The organism is Psychrobacter cibarius, from assembly GCF_904845955.1.
Classification (GTDB): domain Bacteria; phylum Pseudomonadota; class Gammaproteobacteria; order Pseudomonadales; family Moraxellaceae; genus Psychrobacter; species Psychrobacter cibarius_B.
Map to the genome: position 1 here is coordinate 98,854 of NZ_CAJGYX010000004.1, position 17,388 is coordinate 116,241.

Below are 17,388 nucleotides of genomic sequence, written 5' to 3' on the forward strand. Positions count from 1 at the left end.
GTGGTGTTCATAAAGAGTACCTTAGTTCTAATCTAGAACCATTAAAATCGCATGCTATAAAGTGTTTCACTTCTAGTCGATAAGGTACAGCGATGTACTGACCTATCAGGCTATTTTAATATGGTAAAAAAAACACGCTGCCAACGGTAGTCGACAACGTGTGTATTATACCTAAATTATTTTTCCATGAAAATAATTCTCATTAGCTTATAACGACTTGTCAGGCATTATCGCTCAATACTATGTCAATCAATGCTATGCTTGCTGTTAAGCCAGTAGATTAATGAGCAATTAAAACTGCGAACCTGCGTCAGCATCTAAATTGTCAATACCGACCGCTTTTGCCGCATTTTCGATACCAGCTGTCAGCTCTTGTAGGCTAGTGATACTATTTTCAATCCAGCTACGACGGGTATTTTGCTCTTCAGCTGAAATACCTTGTTTGCTTACTTGACCAGCGGTGGCAATCATTTGATCAACTTTGATGCCTTCTTTTTCACCTTTTTCAACAATCACATTAAAGGCGGCTTCTACCTTAGCAAAGTCAGTCGCCAATTTATCAGCAGCTTCTTTGTTGTTCGTATCGACTAGATAGTTTTTAACACCATAACCACCGACGCTCTTACCAGCGACTGTCTTATAGTTGCCGTTAAAGACATTTTGGATACCACGGGCATTGTTGGCATAGCTTAGATGGGTCAAATCACTGAAGCATTCGTGCTCATCTTCAGTAGAGCCCGTTACAAACGCAACCTGTATACGCTCAGAAGCAAGCTCACCCAATGCTAAGCTGCCCATTTGATACATGATTTGGCGTAGACCATTATCGTATTTGCGAGCCATCAGGTCGCTACGTAAGGTATTCTCACTCTCAGGCTGCCACTCAGCTTCCATTGCAGTCAAATCATCAACCAATAATTGAGTCGCTGCTTTTAAGAACGCGCCACGACGCTCACATATACCAGCATCTGCATTGACCGTCTCACCACTGGTACATTGACCCGCTTCAGTTACATAGTCAGTCACTGGACGATTGCCTGCACCCTCGCCAACACCGTTGTTATCTTGTCCCCATAGCATAAACTCAATCGCATGGTAGCCGGTCGTCACATTGGCTTCACTGCCACCAATCTCATTCATTTCTGCTAATAGCTCAGGAGTGATAGTACTGGTATCTTGTTTGATACTACCGACCGTAATGCTATCGCTATTGATGATATTGTCTTGGCTATTGTATTCACCTTCATAGCCATCACTAACGTAATCAATCAGCGCTTCATCAAGTGGCCAAGCATTTACCTGTCCTTCCCAACCATCGATACTACCGAGAGCTCGTTTATCATTGGCTGTCACAAAGCCTTCATCAAAACGGAAGATCTCAGTTTGCGAATACGGCTGGCGCGCGGCTTTATACGCCGCTTTTGCCGCATCAAGGTTTGCTTGGGTTGGTGTTGTCACATATGTCTCTACTGCCGTTTGCAGGGCTTTAGCAGTATCAAGCGAATCTTTATACGCCGCATGCGCCATGTTGGCATAGCTGATCATAAGTCTATCGGTATAAGCTTGATCAACCGCTGATAGTTTCGTCGTATCTGCAGCGGTTGTGTCTTGCACCGCTGTTTGCGTATCGGCGGTAGAGTCTGTGTCTTCCTTGGCTTGCTTGGTACAACCCGACACCATTAACAACCCTGCAAGCGCAGCAGCTAAAGTAGTTGGTAAAATCTTACGGCTCGTTACTGTGGTAATCGTCATACATATCCTCAAAAAGTATCGCAAAAGAAAAATGGGCTTTGAATAAAGAGCATTAGGGCATATCCTCATTTTAAATAATGCTGATGAAAATGAGATAAATGACAGTCAAACGAGAAAAACAGTGCCCATAATATCAAAATATCGACCAGAATTTGACATTATTAGACAAAGTTTAGCTATTTTTAGTCCATTTAGAAAAGCCTCAAATGAACTGACAACCTACCCTAGTATCGCCACAATAACAAAGCTTTGTAAATTATAGTGTTATTGATAATCATTATCAATATTTAATTAATATTAATATTACCATTTAGCTAACGATTGTTTTATAAATGAAAGCATCAGAAATATTCTAAATTGATTTAAAACTAACGGAATTCTCATACCTAAAATCATTTTAAATTTGAAATCTAAATATCAGGCATAAAAAAAGGCCAGTTTATCACTGACCTTTTTTAACACTATAATGACAGCTAAACCATCGTATGAATTAACGTACGTTGTTTGGCGCATTGATGGTTAATTCAACACGGCGGTTTTGCTGACGACCATACTCGGTGCTGTTATCCGCAACTGGACGAGACTCACCATAAGCGACGACATTGATACGGCTAGAAGCCACACCGCGTGCGCTTAAATAGTTGGCTACTGCATAAGCACGATCGCGTGACAGTTTCATGTTATAAGCATCAGAACCTTTGCTATCAGTATGACCAGCAACCGTTATCGTGTTTTGGTTATATTCATTTAGCGTTGATGCAAGCTTATCAAGCGTTGGTCTAAATGATGGGTTTAAAGACGCATCATCAAATGAGAACGTGATGTTGCCTGGCATTACTAGGTCAATATTACCGTTCGCATTTGGCGTAACGGTTACACCTGTACCAGCCATTTGCTGCTCAAGCTGCTTGGCTTGACGCTCCATGTAGTAACCAACACCAGCACCCAAAGCTGCGCCAATCGCGGCATCACGACCTGTGTTATCACCACCTGTTGCTTTTGAAATTGCGCCGCCGCCTAAAGCACCTGCCAATGTCCCAATGGCAGTTTTGTTCAAGCGTTGTTGTCCAGTGTTTGGATCAGTAGCACAACCGCTAAGAGCTAGACCTGACGCTACTGCTGCAATCATTAATGTATTACGCATAATATTTCCTCTTAAGTTTAAAAAATTATAGACAAACAAAGTGTGCTTTTTATAAATATTTTCTGTTAATTCCATCTACATGCTTAATATACACTCGTCATTATTATGGCAATTACAATCTAATCATGTGTAATATTTTGTCACACCTGTGTATGAGAAGTGCAGAATGATTTAATGAGACTTTCACAGTGATTGGATACGTTTGTGTTCTCACTTTTAACTATCCATTAGCGCAAGGTGTTATCACAAGTCACGTTTACACTCGTACACTCTGAACCGTTTCTGCTAAAATTGTGCAATAAAACTGGCAATGAATCATTTATATACTAATAAGACTGACCGAAAAGGATTTAGCATGCGATTGACATCTACTATTCGAAAAATACACGAACGCAACCCTAAATTAGGCAAAGCCGTTTCACTTGCGACAGCGACTGGGGTTATTGCAGCCAACAGCTTCGGTGGTAGTATTCCCTTATGGTTAATGGGTGTCGGCAAAGTCATCACTGGTGCTCCTATCGCAGACAAAGCGGTCATCAAAATCGCGACTTATTGGATCAGTAGCAACAGTGCCTTGATCGATGACATGTTGCCACGTAAAGATTGGCGCATCAGCTTACCCGATGACGTTCACATCAATGGCAAATATTTGCTGGTCAGCAATCATCAGTCTTGGGTCGATACCAGTATCGTGCAGTACATTAGTGAAAAACGCTTGCCATTGACACGGTTTTTTACCAAATTTGAACTGATTTACATTCCGATTGTGGGTCAAGCCTTTTACTTTTTAGACTTCCCAATGATGCGTCGGCATTCTAAAGAAGCCGTCGCTAAAAACCCTGCTCTACAAGGCAAAGACATCGAAGAAGCCAAACGCGCCTGTGCCCTGCTAAAAGACAAACCTTTTACTTTGTTAAATTACTTAGAAGGCACGCGTTTCACCAAAGCCAAACATGCAAAGCAACAGTCTCCTTATACTCATTTATTGAAGCCACGGGCAGGCGGCCTATCTTTAGCCATTAACGCGCTAGGCGAAGACATCGATGGCATGCTAGATATGACCATCGTTTATCCTGATGGTGTGCCAAGTTATAGTGATTTGTGGAAAGGCAACATCAAGCGTTTGGGCGTCGATGTGCGTTATATTGAGATGCCTGATGCATTATTTAACGGTATTAAAAATGGTGGTTACGAAAATGATGACGCGGTAAAATCACAAATGTTTGATTGGGTAGAGAAAATTTGGCAGCAAAAAGATCAGCGTATTACCGATATGTTGGCTGAGTTTGAAACAAACCCTAAAGCTCCGAATGCTTAGAGACATCGTTAACAGAGCAACGGCATACAACAGTGAATTACTTTAATTTGTTTTAAAACTACGATTGAGCGCTGTTGTTTTAAACTTGAATGCTAAATGCCGATTCGTAAATGCTGACTGTAAATCCCAACTCGTAAATGATAATGCGTAATTATAATGAAAGATGGGTTGTTTTTTGGCTCTATTCATTGATAATGTGAATAGTCATGAGCCCATGACTTTTTGACCGTTAGTGACTTGATAGCCCTGTACTATTTGAGCCGCTTATTTTTCGTGCTATTTATCATTTATAAGGTTTGACTGTGCCCGCTTCCTCTTCTACTAGCCTGCCTCTTGACTCAGTGCCTGTATCCAATCAGCCGCCTGATAATACGCTGCCACCGCCAAACCGACCAACGCCAAATCGCTTAAAACTCACTTACGATATCCTGATGATTATTGCCATCAGTATCGATCTATTATTGATTAGTATTGATGCTATCTTGATGAGTAGCTTTAGTAGCAATGCCGCAGGATGGCTCAGTATTAGCGATGCTCTCAACTGGTATCAAAATACCTTACATGAGCCTTTACGTACCGCTGGTGGGTTTTTTACCCTATTTTTGATCTTTGAGCTACTGCTACGTTGGTCGATTGCGATAAAACAAAACGTCTACTATCGCTGGTTCTTTTTTCCTTTTGTCCATTGGTATGAGGTATTGGGGTGCTTTCCGCAGCTGCGTGCCTTACGTTTATTCCGAGCAGTCATCATTGGGCGACGCTTATACCAGCTTGGTTACCAAGTGCTGCCGCAGCCATGGATCAATCGGATTAGGTTCTATATCGACTTATTATTAGAAGAGCTGTCAGACCGCGTCATATTGACGACTATTCAAAACTTTCGGCAGCAACTGACCGATCCTAAAACGCATAAATCTTTTATTGAATCAACGATAACTCGTAATCGTAACGAGATTGAGGCAGCGGTGCTGTCGATACTGCGCACAGAGCTAGCACCAAAACTACAGGAGTTGACGGCATCATCAGGTGGCGGCAGTATATTAGCCAGCGAGATGGGCAATGCTATTGAAGAGGGTTTGGCCAATACGCCTGAGCTGCGTCGCTACCTACGCATGATACCGATTGCCGGTAGCTTGATTGAATCACAGTTGCAACACATCGGTCACAATATAGGTGAAAACGTCGTTTACGCACTCAATAAACGCCTTCTAGACCCTGAACGCCTCGATTCATTGATGGTAGCAATTGCCAATGGCATTGCCAGTATCGATACGGATAATACTGCGTTAGATACCTTGATTTCGAGTATCATTGATGACAGTTTGACAGAATTTGAAGCGCAGGTAAAAGTGCAGCAGTGGAAGCATCAAGAGATGCTTCATCTATAATCCATACTGCTAATAGCACGCCCTACCTAAAAAACATTAGGCTTGGCAAGCAAATGAATGGTATGACTCGATAATAAAAACAACACCGTGAATACAGTGACAGAATTATCTCTTGAGGATTTATATATGACAGTTTCAGACAACGACAGCCAAGGCTCGAGCGCCGCGCCAGCATTACCAGCATTGGCATTTTATGGCAAGATGCTGACTTTTTCACGTTTGCAATTTAGCACAGATGATTTAGGTGCGATAGACGCCCAGCTTGCCGCAACGCTTAGTAATAAGTCTAGCAACATCCCCATCCTCATTGATAGCGAGGTCGAACAAGATCTATCAGCATTGGTAGAGCTTTTATGGTCGTGGGGCTTACAGCCTATCGGCGTCGTGACCGGCACGCTAGATGCGCAAGCCCGTGAGCAGCGATTGGCTATCTTCCCTGCTGATGGCAAACGTATTGAGCGCATCTTACCCAGCAAGAAAGCTGCAACTCAAATAAGTAAAGCTCCCGATGATAAGCATACAGAATCAGCCAGCATCAATTCAGACAGCACCAATTCAGACAGCACCAATGATACTGCAGCCATCAGCGAGTCAAACACAGAAACAACGATAGCAACCACCACAGCAGAGACATTGGTGAGCGCTGAGCATATTACCAGCCTAATTTACGATCAAATGCTACGTTCAGGACAAAGCCTGAATCACGTGGGCGGTGATTTGATTTTGACCAATAGTGTCAATAGCGGGGCGGAAGCGATTACCGATAACAGCTTGCACGTTTACGGTCGTGCCCAAGGACGCTTGGTTGCTGGCGCTACCGGTGACAAAGATGCTCGTATTTTTTGTCAAGTTTTTAATCCTTCTTTGGTGTCAGTAGCGGGAACTTATTGCTTACGAGACAACTTACCTGAGCACGTGATTGACAAATCTGTACAAGTAAGATTTGTAGAAGGTGAAGGCTTAGTATTTACGGTAATGGATGACGCTTAAATCTTTTGCCGTTAACAACAATAGATGCGTCCGTGATTTTTATAAATGTAGACAGGCTAAGCCGATTTTCATTATACATGACGCTTATCAAAGAACGTTTATTAGAAAATCCAAACAGTAGACGTTTAGACAGCGCACTTAATATTATAGTAAGTTTATTTAACAAAACTGTTCTATGATGAATCGCTAGCTCTGCCACTATCTACACTACTCGTTAGCGTCTATTTTATTATTCACAATAGGCAATATTGACCAGCAAATTCTAGGTAGCAACGCTTTGTGATCCATATATAAGCTGTTTTTCTGCTTTACTATGGACGTGCTATAAATTTTTGTTTATTTATGCTAGGCTACCTTCGCAGGTAGTGTATATATAGCATGTGAATAATGTGCAATTGCGCTATTTTTTTATATAAAAGATATCCCATTGATTCATAGGAGTGTGCCATTGTGGCGAAGATAGTTGTAATCACTTCAGGTAAAGGCGGTGTGGGCAAAACCACAACAAGTGCCTCTTTTGCCGCAGGTTTAGCATTGCGTGGCTATAAGACAGTCGTTATCGATTTTGATGTAGGTCTACGTAATCTAGACTTAATCATGGGTTGTGAAAACCGAATTGTTTATGATTTTGTTGATGTCATCACTGGTAGCGCACGCTTGTCGCAAGCACTGGTCAAAGACAAACAGCTTGAAAACTTGTATATCCTACCCGCCAGTCAAACGCGTGATAAAGACGCCCTGACAGACGAAGGGGTGGCAGAGGTTATGTCTGAGCTGTCTAAACAGTTCGACTATATTATCTGTGATTCACCAGCTGGTATTGAGCGCGGTGCACAACTCGCCATGTATCATGCTGATGAAGCGATCATCGTCACCAACCCTGAGATTTCCTCAGTGCGTGACTCAGACCGTATTATCGGTATCTTGCAAAGCCAGACCAAAAAGGTTGAAGAAAACCAAGGCTCTGTACGTGAGCATTTGATTATTACTCGTTATAATGCCGAGCGCGCAGCAGCCAACGAGATGATGGACATTGATACCATTTCAAATGATATCCTAAAAGTTCCGTTACTTGGGGTTGTTCCTGAAAGTCACTCAGTGCTTGAAGCATCTAACCATGGTGAGCCTGTCATTCATTATACCGATTCAGTTGCTGGTCAATGTTATGATGACATCGTCGCCCGCTTTTTAGGTGAAGAACGCCCACTACGTCATATTGACGTGAAGAAAAAGAGTCTATTACAGCGCTGGTTTGGAGGTCAATGATGACGAAGAAAAAAGGATTTTGGAGTAGCCTATTTGGTACTGACGACAGTGGTAGCGCAGGTAGCGCTAATATGGCTACTGAGCGTCTTAAGGTTATCGTCGCGAGCGAAAATCGCTTAAACAACCGCTTAACAGCTGATCGTATCGAAAAAATGAAACGTGAGATTTTAGAAGTGGTCAACAAATATGTCAATGGCGTACAGATTGATGATGTGAATATCAATCATCGTTCTGAGGACAGCCTAGACGTATTAGAGATGAATATCAGTCTACCTGAACACAAAAAATAAGCGCTGTCTTATAAAAACAAAAAAGCCCTAAGTATCATAACTTAGGGCTTTTTTATATTGCATGAAATAGTAGGTTTACCTATAGCAGCCTACGATTATTTTGATACCATTATTTTATACGCGCTATCAAATTGTCTTTTTTGACAAACTGATGATATAGAGCAGCACCGATATGAATAAGTGTAAAGGCAATAATGGTCGGCCAAATAATATCAGTATGCAGGTCATTATAAAAGCGTGCCAACCCTCTATCTGGTGTGACAAATACAGGGATTTGAAACAAGCCAAAAACATCGACGGGGCGTCCACCATAAACGGACATCAGCAAACCAGCTATTGGCATTGCAATTAATAAGGCATATAAGCCAAAATGCGACAGTTTAGAGGCTAATAACTGCCACTTTGGCATCGGTACAGGTGGCGGCGCCTTAATAAATACACGATTAAGCACCCGTGCTATCATCCAACATAACAAACTAATACCAAACGCTTTATGCAACCCAATATAAAGATTGTTATCCAGATTATCGTACAACAGAATCATTATCCACGTAACCAACAGTAAAACTGCACTGATCCAGTGAAATATCCGGCTGCTGACTGGCCACTTTGACATATTTGAATTGGTACTATTCATGAGCTGTCCTATTACCCTCATCACTAATTATCTATCATCAATGTTATAGACAAAACAGCCACTCATTCAACGATTAGCAATCATCAAAATAATTGGTAACCCTATTTCTCTGATAGTGAAAAATAACCCTGATATAAGCGAGAAGCTAACTGTCTAAATCGACCAATTGATGCGCAATTTTGTCTAAGTCGGGCACCAAATAAGCCTTATCATCAATCATAACCGTTTGGAAAAGATAGGATAGCATAACGTTTTCATCAAAAGGTAGGGCTGTTTTGTCGCTGTCTATATTATCGGCATGCTTAGGGCTGTTAAATTGCTCAGGAACGTCAATATCTTTGACCTCAGAAATACGCACTTGTCGCTGGTGCAGCTCGCCTGCCGTTTGTAAAGCTAAGCGATGATCGGCAGTATTGCCCTCTAATACAATCATGGTATCTGGCATTTGATCCTGTGGTAGCAGATGACATACTACTACCTTTTGCTGCTGCCATTCATAGGTTGCCGTGCGCTCATTATAATCATCCACACTCAAAATCAGACTGCTTGGAATAAGCCAGTCAGGTTGGTCAAATGCTGGCACAATAGTGACATCAAGCATACCGTTATTCGTGGTCAGTAAACTCACTGCCTCAAACGAATGTTTCAAAATTTGTTTCATACATCGCTCACAATCAGTTAATGCAAAGAGGCTACTACTAATCTTTCATCAATATAATCTGTTAGTTTTTGTGCTAAATCTGCTGGACTGCCAATAAAACCACAATACCCTGAATCAATAATCGCCTGAGGTTGACTTGGGCAAGCGCTTAAGCTGGGATCTTGCACCCACAATTGACTGTTGTTTTCTTGAATAAGATCCAGATACTGCGAACCATCATTACCCATGCCAGAAAATATAATATTGATAAGCTCGCTACCATAAACGTCGCTGGTGTTTTTGAGAATCTGACCAATCGCGGGCTTATACTCACCCTCCCAAGCTTGCTCTAGCAATATGACTCGACTGGTAGAGTCACAAACAATCTGTTTATCAATAGGAGCTATAAGACACTGGCCTGCTCTTAAACGCTGCGAAGAAGTAATTACCTGACAATGCCAGTCATTATGGCGATTCAGGATGCGTGGCAGTGTGCCAATCATCGTTTTATTAAAATGGTGCGCCAGCAAAATACACACCGGTAGCGTCGCCGACAAGTTATCCAAAAATTCTTTTATAGCACTCGGCCCACCCATAGAAGCACCCAAAAATACTACGTAGCGCCAGTCTGCATCAGCATTATCAGGTTTGTGCACGGGTGCATCCATTAAAACGGGTAATGCCAGCATATGTGCCAGCTTACGCTTTAATTTGCGCTGCCATTTGGCATATTGCGGCGCTTCATTTAGATAAGGTGCTTGACTAAAACCCACCAACACTGCAGCAGGTTTAGATGCCGTGGTCGCGGCTACCACACTGTCGTCGTAATCACTATCTATTAGCCAGATGTCAATCGAGGTATCAGAGCGCCCCTGTTTTTCTTGCAGTTGCGCCCGTGACATACAGCCAACAAGGCTAAAACCACAACTGCGTACAGTATCTGAAAAGGCCATACGCTGATGATGGTCTTCTGCCACTACCATCACCTTAATATCATCCTTGTTTTTTCCTCTTAGCGCCAAAACACGTGCATTATCCTTCATAAGTTAAGCTGACCTTTTGACCCAGTATGTGCTGGATTTTATTAAGTAGCTCTTGTTCTTGGAATGGCTTACCCATGTAATCATTCACACCAATTTCCAGTGCACGCTCACGATGCTTTTCACCTGTACGTGATGTGATCATGATGATTGGGATATGTTGTAAGCGCTTGCTGTGTCTCACTTGAGTAGCCACCTCGAAACCATCCATACGTGGCATCTCAATGTCGAGCAATATCATGTCTGGTATCATGTCTTGTAATATCTCAATCGCATCGATACCATCTTTTGCCACGGCCACAGTAAACCCTTGGCGTTCTAAGAAACGTGACGTCACTTTACGTACGGTAACAGAGTCATCCACCACTAAAATAGTAGACTTAAACTCTAAACGACTCCGTTTAGCATCAGCAGATTGCGAGATATTTTTGACCAACTGCGCATTACGCATCAAAGCAATCAGGTCTAAAATAAGCATTACTGAACCATCGCCCATGATAGTCGCTGCTGAAATACCTGGTAGATTCGATAACTGTTGTCCTAGAGGTTTGACCACGACTTCAATACGTGACCCTGCAATCTGATCAACCTGCAATGCAATATTTTGTCCGCTACGATTCTTGATGATAATAAGTGGCAAACTGGTATTGGTATTAACGACCAGCTCATTCAGCTCATTGCCTGACAAAATCTCATTTAAATAACGCACTCGATAATCAACATCTTCAAAGTTTAATGTTGCATCGCCTGACTGGTAATAGTCATAAAGCTTTTCTGGATTAATCCGTACCACACGCTCAATCTGTACCAAAGGTATCGCATAATAGCGATCCGCGGCACGCACAACCAATGCATCAGATACCGCAACCGTCAGTGGTAAGCGCATCGTAAAGCGTGAGCCTTTACCCAGCTCTGAAACAACTGATACAGCGCCACCTAATTGACGAATCTCGCTGATGACCACGTCCATGCCCACGCCACGTCCAGAAATCTGCGTTACTTGCTTACTGGTACTCAGTCCAGCATGGAAAATATACTGCATGATATCAAGATCAGTTAGGCTATTATCATTTGCATCAATCAAGCCTTGAGAAATGGCTTTGTTACGAACGGCTTCTACATCAATGCCGCGACCGTCATCTATTAACTGAATGACAATCTCACTACCTTCTCGATTTACCTCAAGAGTAATGCGACCACTACGCTCTTTACCTGCTTTTAAACGCGTTGAGGTATTTTCGATACCATGATCGACGGCGTTACGGAGCATATGTTCAAGCGGTGAAGTGATGCGCTCTAGAATGGTTCTATCCATCTCATCATCGGCATTGATGATCGTTAATTCGACAGATTTATTCAGCTCATTGGCAGTTTGTCGTACGATACGCTCAAGACGTGGCGTTAAGCGCGTAAACGGCACCATACGTGAATTCATAAGCCCATCTTGTAACTCGGTCTGTGTACGAGACAGCTGTAACAAAAGGCTTTCACTGTCTCGTGTTTTTTCTAATAAGGTATGATGAATATCAATCAAATCAGAGGCTGACTCTGCCAAAGATTTGGATATCTGATTTAAAGAAGAATATTGATCCATCTCTAGAGGGTCAAACCCTTCATGATTAATCAGCTCATCGTCTATCTGCGACAAGATCTGCGCCTCAAGCTCGATTTCCATTCGACGTAACTGATCAGCCAAGCGCTGTACCGTAATACCCATATCTTCGATACTATTGGTCAAGCTACTCATGCCCATATCGATACGAGCACGGTTGATGGCTGACTCACCAGACAAGTTAATCATATGCTCGATCAAACCACCTGAGATACGAATCATCTCATTATTATTGGCACTCTGATCTTCCTCACCCGTACTGCTGAGCATAGAAGGCATCTCGCTAATATCTTTTGCCAGATACTGTGAGTCTTGCTGTTCTCTAGCAATAAAGAGCGCTTCATGCTGCGATTGTAGGGATTCTTTAGGGATTTGCTTTAAGCTGTCAGGATTTTTACTAAATTGCTGCAATGCCTCAATCAATAGCGCAGGCGTCGGTGGATTGACATGTTGTCTAAGGATAGAGATCGCATCAGCAAGCCAGTCATGACTGGCAACCAGCAACTCCAATACTTTTTTGGTAGCAGGACGACGATTATCTACAAAATCTGTATAAACCGATTCCATTTCATGTGCCAGATCAGCGATACCAGCTGCGGTGACCATTCGTGCGCCACCTTTGATGGTATGCAAATCACGCTGCAATGCCTGTAATGCTGTCGTATTATTGGTATCTTTTAAGAACAGTTGCAGATACTTATTACGATTGGTGAGCTCTTCAGCTTCTTCTAAAAACACCGACAATATATCAGGATCTGGCAAACCATTCGCCCATGACTGTTTAATCATCATGTCTAGGCTCAAGGTATCAGATACGTCAGCACTGAGGTGAGCGTTGTTAGCCACCCTACTTTGTATTTCAGGTTCGAAGTGGGTTTTCGGTATAGGTATGATTAGCTCTACCGTTTCTGGCAAGGCTTGGGCTTTTACAAACTGTTGTAGTTGCTCAATCAGCGCTGAGGCAAAAAATGATTTTTTATGATTTACGATATGCAGTACTTGCAACGACATTGTGTCTTGCACTATTTGCATTATTTCAAGCCATTGTGCTGTCGGTATTCTTCTATTTTCTACGAATGCTTCATAGACACTTTCAGCTTCATGGGTCAGATCACCAATACTACGAATACCTGCCATTCGCGCACCACCTTTGATAGTGTGCAGATGGCGCTGTAAAACTTTTAGCGCATTTATATTGCTGATATCAGTACGCCACTTATTAAAACTCTCATCCAGCGCGGCATCAAGCTCTTGAGCTTCTTCTAAAAATATCTCTAATAGCTCAGCATCAGTATCAATAGATTCAAGCTGTAGCTCAGGTGCTGCAACGGCTCTCACGACAAAGACACTCTCATCACCATTGCTATCATCGTCTTGGTAAATACGTTGTAGATCTTCAATAACTTGTTGGTCAATCTTCAATGACGTGCTACCAGCCAATGCGTCGAACAAACCAACCAATTGAGCATGACCAGCGTGTAAAACCGCTTGGGTATCGATCTTTCTTGCTGTATCAATATTATCTTTCAAATAGGCATAAGCGTGACCCAACTCATTGAGAATATAGGTGAATTTTGGAAACGCTTCTGCTTTATTGGCTAAGTAAGCTATTTGCGATATTTGCTGCGATATATAGCCCTGAACATGTGCTGTCTCAGAATGATTAAGTGCGTCATCTAACTCCCACTCAGCATCCAACAGTTCATCAATATTACTGTCTAACAACTGCTCTATCGTTGGCTTGTTATCAGCCGTGACCTTATCATCGCTAATGACGTATTGCTCACCAAGCATGGCTTGCAATGAGGCTATGTCTTGCTGACTTTGTGCATCTTCGATCGATATATTTTGCGGCTGAACGTTTTGCTTGTAGTTGTTTAAATAACCGTCCATTAGCGTAGCAGACTTCGCCAATGCTTCTAGATGTTGAGCATTCATGGCAGTATCTTGCTGCTGCAGTAGCTCTAAGCTATGCTCTATCGTTGCGCTAACCTCGCTGATCGCTGCTAAAGCACTAGAACCTGAAGCCCCTCGCAAGGTATGGAATGCGCGTACAATCTCATCCGTTACTTCAATATAAAACTGATCTTGATGCTCATCAACGAATTGGTCAATATCTTGCAATAGTCCTTCTGCTTCGTCGATAAAAATCTCACAAAACATTTTTTCTTCTTCGCTTTGCGGTGCTAAATAAATAGGCGCTTCTGCTATCATTTCATTGACAGAATTAATCGTCTGCAGCGTGGTATCTATCGCTGTATTAAGATTATCTTGGGTAGGGCTATGCTCATCAATAGCAGGCGATAGTGCTGACGCTTGGATGGTCTCATCCTCAGAACTATTTGATGCTTGCTCATACAAGGCAGAATAGCTAAATTCGTCCCCTTGCTGTTTGCTATAAGCATTGGCGCATGCGATCCATAAAGGCACCATCGCTGGATAATTTTGGCTGTCATTTTCAAATACTGTTAGCATCGTAGGATAGGCAGCTAGCACATCAGCAATAAGCTGACGCATATCTGCTGAGACAGTCACACTATGATCCAAAATGCGATTAAGCATATTTTCTATAGCCCAAGCCAGCTCAGCCGTATAATTTGCACCGACCATACGACCGGAACCTTTTAAGGTATGGAACCCACGACGAATATCTACCAATCCGCTTAAGTCAGCTGGCAATAATCGCCAATCTTCATATAAAGGTACAATCTCAGCCAATACTTCATCAGCTTCTTCTAAGAATATCTCTTTAATATCAGGATCGGCATCATGAGCATCTGCCGCTAGCTGCTCGGTTTCTTGCATAAAGGGTTTTAGTATCGCTGGAATATCAATGGCAGATAAGGAAGCAACAGCAGTGCTCTTTGTACTATCAGCAGTTGTCTCGCTTGACTCATTGCTCATGTCGAGAGCACTTAGCAATTCAGCATCATCATCAAATGGTTGAGATAGTGCTGAGTCTGAATCAGCAGTGACAGCATCTAATATGGTCAGCCCAGCATTGATAGGTTGCTGTGTCATGAGGTTATGGCTTTGTAGAATAGTGACAGCAGGATCAAAGCTTGGAGATTGTTGTACTTCAAAATCTACCACTAATGCTGGTAGACGTTTTGCCGTATTCATCACCAGACTTACAACTTCATCTGTGACAGGCAGCGTTTTATCTAACAGGCGATTGAGCAGATTTTCGATCGACCATGCCATCTCGCTGATGCTAAAAGCCCCAACCATACGTCCTGAGCCTTTTAAAGTATGGAACCCTCTACGCACTTCAGTGAGTGGGGTTAAATCCTTTGAATCTTGCTGCCAGATAGGTAGAAAGTCTTCTAAATCAGCAATGACTTCCGTCACCTCTTCGATAAAGATGTCACGAATCTCTGCGTCCATCTCAAAATTATCAGGCTTAACTTGCTCACGAGCACGCGTTAATGGTTCACTCTCGGTACTATCATCATCAGCCGTATCTTGCCCTACCACACGCTCATTATCTACATCAGTCAAAGCTTGGTTAGCAACATCATTTTGACTATTAGCAGGAGCAATCTCGCCACTATCATCGTAACGCAATACGTTGGTCGCTACGGATTTTTGGGTAAGGAAAGTGTCTTTAATGGTCTCTGGCGATGCAATATAATGAGTCAGAAGTTGGGCGGCAGTCGCAGTATACTCATTTGCCCGCATTAATAGCTGCGGGTCAAAAACCTGCTGCGCAAGGTAGTCAAGCAACAATTCAATAGACGTTAGTCCTTCAGCCAATGCCTGAGTCACATCCCAACTGAGTACGTCAATCTCATGAATGGTCAATTGTGTAAATAGACTTGCCATATCATTCATGGTTTGACGAATTGATGGCAATCCCATGTCGGCAAAAGCATCGCCAATATCGGTAAAATCAGCAGCAATGGGCAGTAAGTCAGTGTCTTGACGCTGTACATATTCATGGAAGCTTTGTTTGACATCTTCTACCGCGATGCGCAGCTCACGTAAACTTCCACCAACAGAAGCCGTCGCAGGACTTTCTTCCGACTGCGTGTCAATATCTTCAAACGTTGCAGACAATGTCGTAAAAGAAGCGGCATCCCCTATCTTGAGAGATATCGTCTGTTCAGTATGATAGATAGCGTTATATAGCTCTTGAAGCTGACGCTCAATCTGCCATTGTTCTTGCGCAAATCCTGTTTCTGATGATAGAGCCTGCTCTATGTCTGTAACGATTGCATGTATTTGCGACACGTAATAAGTCCAACCTCGACCTTCGAGTTGACTTTGTATTTTCTGTAAAGGAACGAGAAGCGTGTCTGGCTTATCCAAAGTAAAGATAAGTGTCTCAAGCTCACTGAGTATACGTGGTAAAAAACGTGATCCCGTTGACGACGTTTGCGACAAATCATTTAGGAGTAACTGAGTACGCTTGCTACTTTGAGCAAGGTTATTTAGTTCGATATACACCTTTATGGTTAAGCTTCGAATAACGCTTGATGATAACTCAGCTTGCTGAGTGCGAGACTCTATTACTTGATCCAGCTGACTTAGCAATGACGCATAATGCTCAGGTAATGGGGTATCATTATGAGCAAGGTCATTTAGCAACAGTTCCGTTAAGTACCAAAGGCGTTGTAAGTCATCATGTTGAGTGGTCTGCCATAAGTATTGGCTGACTCTTTCTAGTGTAGTCAATAAGGACGGTTGATTGGTATTGGCACTCAATAACGCTTGTACTTGCTGTCGCCAAACCAGTAATAATTGTTGATAGTGATAATCAGCTAAATGCGTCGCCGTTCTATTCGCCGGCATCATCACTTCGATGCTATTAATACCATCGATAATATGATCATCGATAGCATGATTATTTAGATTCTTATGCTGAGTATTCGCCAAGCTGACCGAGATATCTGGCGCTACCCCCAGTTTCGCTAGTGCTTGAGTAAGCTCGTCAGCAGCATTATCAATTAAAACGGTGTTGTGATTACCCATACCTGCGTATTGATTCAACTCACGCTGTAGCAAGCGATGAGAAAACTGACCAATGCGGCGGTCGTTAGCAGAAATACGATCGCGACTGCTAAGGTCTGCCAGCAAGCTCAGTTTATTGGCAAGATCTGCTAACAAATTAAGGCGAATCATCGTTAGCGCGCCGCCAACCTGATGATAATGTTGCACCATCTGCTCGTAATCAGTGCTATCAGCGTCTAACTGCCAGCCATCAGATATCTGTGATAATTGCTGATTAAACAGTGGTAATAACCACTCAAGCGTCACTATGTCATTGGGCTGGTTTTTCATAGGGTTATCCTAACTTGTCTAGGCACTA

Annotated in this window: 11 protein-coding genes; 5 read left to right on the top strand and 6 right to left on the bottom strand. The window is 42.6% G+C overall.

Features of this window, described 5'->3' with window-relative positions; translation table 11 throughout:
• Window positions 1-291: 291 nt before the first annotated feature.
• Together JMV76_RS09360 and JMV76_RS15180 are read right to left on the bottom strand one after the other, a co-directional pair.
• A complete protein-coding gene (locus tag JMV76_RS09360; protein ID WP_201502496.1) occupies window positions 292-1,752 on the bottom strand; it encodes an imelysin family protein in 1,461 nt (486 codons plus the stop codon).
• 490 nt (window positions 1,753-2,242) lie between these two features.
• The gene (locus JMV76_RS15180; RefSeq protein ID WP_055124860.1) at window positions 2,243-2,896 is read right to left on the bottom strand and encodes an OmpA family protein; all 654 of its coding nucleotides are present in this window, start codon (window positions 2,894-2,896) and stop codon (window positions 2,243-2,245) included.
• A 355-nt stretch (window positions 2,897-3,251) separates the two neighbouring features.
• On the opposite strand from JMV76_RS15180, the gene JMV76_RS09370 reads away from it, so the two are divergent.
• From JMV76_RS09370 to minE, 5 genes are all read left to right on the top strand, one after another.
• Window positions 3,252-4,214 carry an acyltransferase gene (locus JMV76_RS09370; protein ID WP_201502497.1) on the top strand — a complete coding sequence of 321 codons (963 nt, stop codon included), beginning with the start codon at window positions 3,252-3,254 and terminating at the stop codon, window positions 4,212-4,214.
• Window positions 4,215-4,540: 326 nt separating this feature from the next.
• A complete protein-coding gene (locus JMV76_RS09375; protein WP_374190055.1) occupies window positions 4,541-5,602 on the top strand; it encodes a hypothetical protein in 1,062 nt (353 codons plus the stop codon).
• A 126-nt stretch (window positions 5,603-5,728) separates the two neighbouring features.
• On the top strand, window positions 5,729-6,592 hold the full coding sequence (minC, locus tag JMV76_RS09380) for a septum site-determining protein MinC (protein WP_201502498.1): 864 nt from the start codon (window positions 5,729-5,731) through the stop codon (window positions 6,590-6,592).
• Window positions 6,593-7,042: 450 nt separating this feature from the next.
• A complete protein-coding gene (minD, locus tag JMV76_RS09385; RefSeq protein ID WP_045444058.1) occupies window positions 7,043-7,858 on the top strand; it encodes a septum site-determining protein MinD in 816 nt (271 codons plus the stop codon).
• Complete coding sequence (gene minE, locus JMV76_RS09390; protein WP_055124765.1) at window positions 7,858-8,148, top strand: cell division topological specificity factor MinE; 291 nt, start codon at window positions 7,858-7,860, stop codon at window positions 8,146-8,148. Before minD ends, minE begins: the two co-directional genes overlap by 1 nt.
• Before the next feature lie 109 nt (window positions 8,149-8,257).
• On the opposite strand, the gene JMV76_RS09395 is transcribed toward minE, so the two are convergent.
• The 4 genes from JMV76_RS09395 to JMV76_RS09410 all read right to left on the bottom strand — a co-directional run bounded on the left by JMV76_RS09395 (window position 8,258) and on the right by JMV76_RS09410 (window position 17,360).
• Entirely contained in the window at window positions 8,258-8,785 is a 528-nt protein-coding gene (locus JMV76_RS09395; protein ID WP_201502499.1) for a cytochrome b, read from the bottom strand.
• Window positions 8,786-8,930: 145 nt separating this feature from the next.
• Entirely contained in the window at window positions 8,931-9,446 is a 516-nt protein-coding gene (locus JMV76_RS09400) for a hypothetical protein (protein ID WP_201502500.1), read from the bottom strand.
• A 17-nt stretch (window positions 9,447-9,463) separates the two neighbouring features.
• Window positions 9,464-10,468, bottom strand: a complete 1,005-nt coding sequence (locus tag JMV76_RS09405; protein ID WP_201502501.1) for a chemotaxis protein CheB — start codon at window positions 10,466-10,468, stop codon at window positions 9,464-9,466.
• Window positions 10,458-17,360, bottom strand: coding sequence for an Hpt domain-containing protein (locus JMV76_RS09410; protein WP_201502502.1), 6,903 nt, complete (start codon window positions 17,358-17,360; stop codon window positions 10,458-10,460). The genes JMV76_RS09405 and JMV76_RS09410 overlap by 11 nt, the downstream gene beginning before the upstream one ends.
• Window positions 17,361-17,388 lie beyond the last annotated feature (28 nt).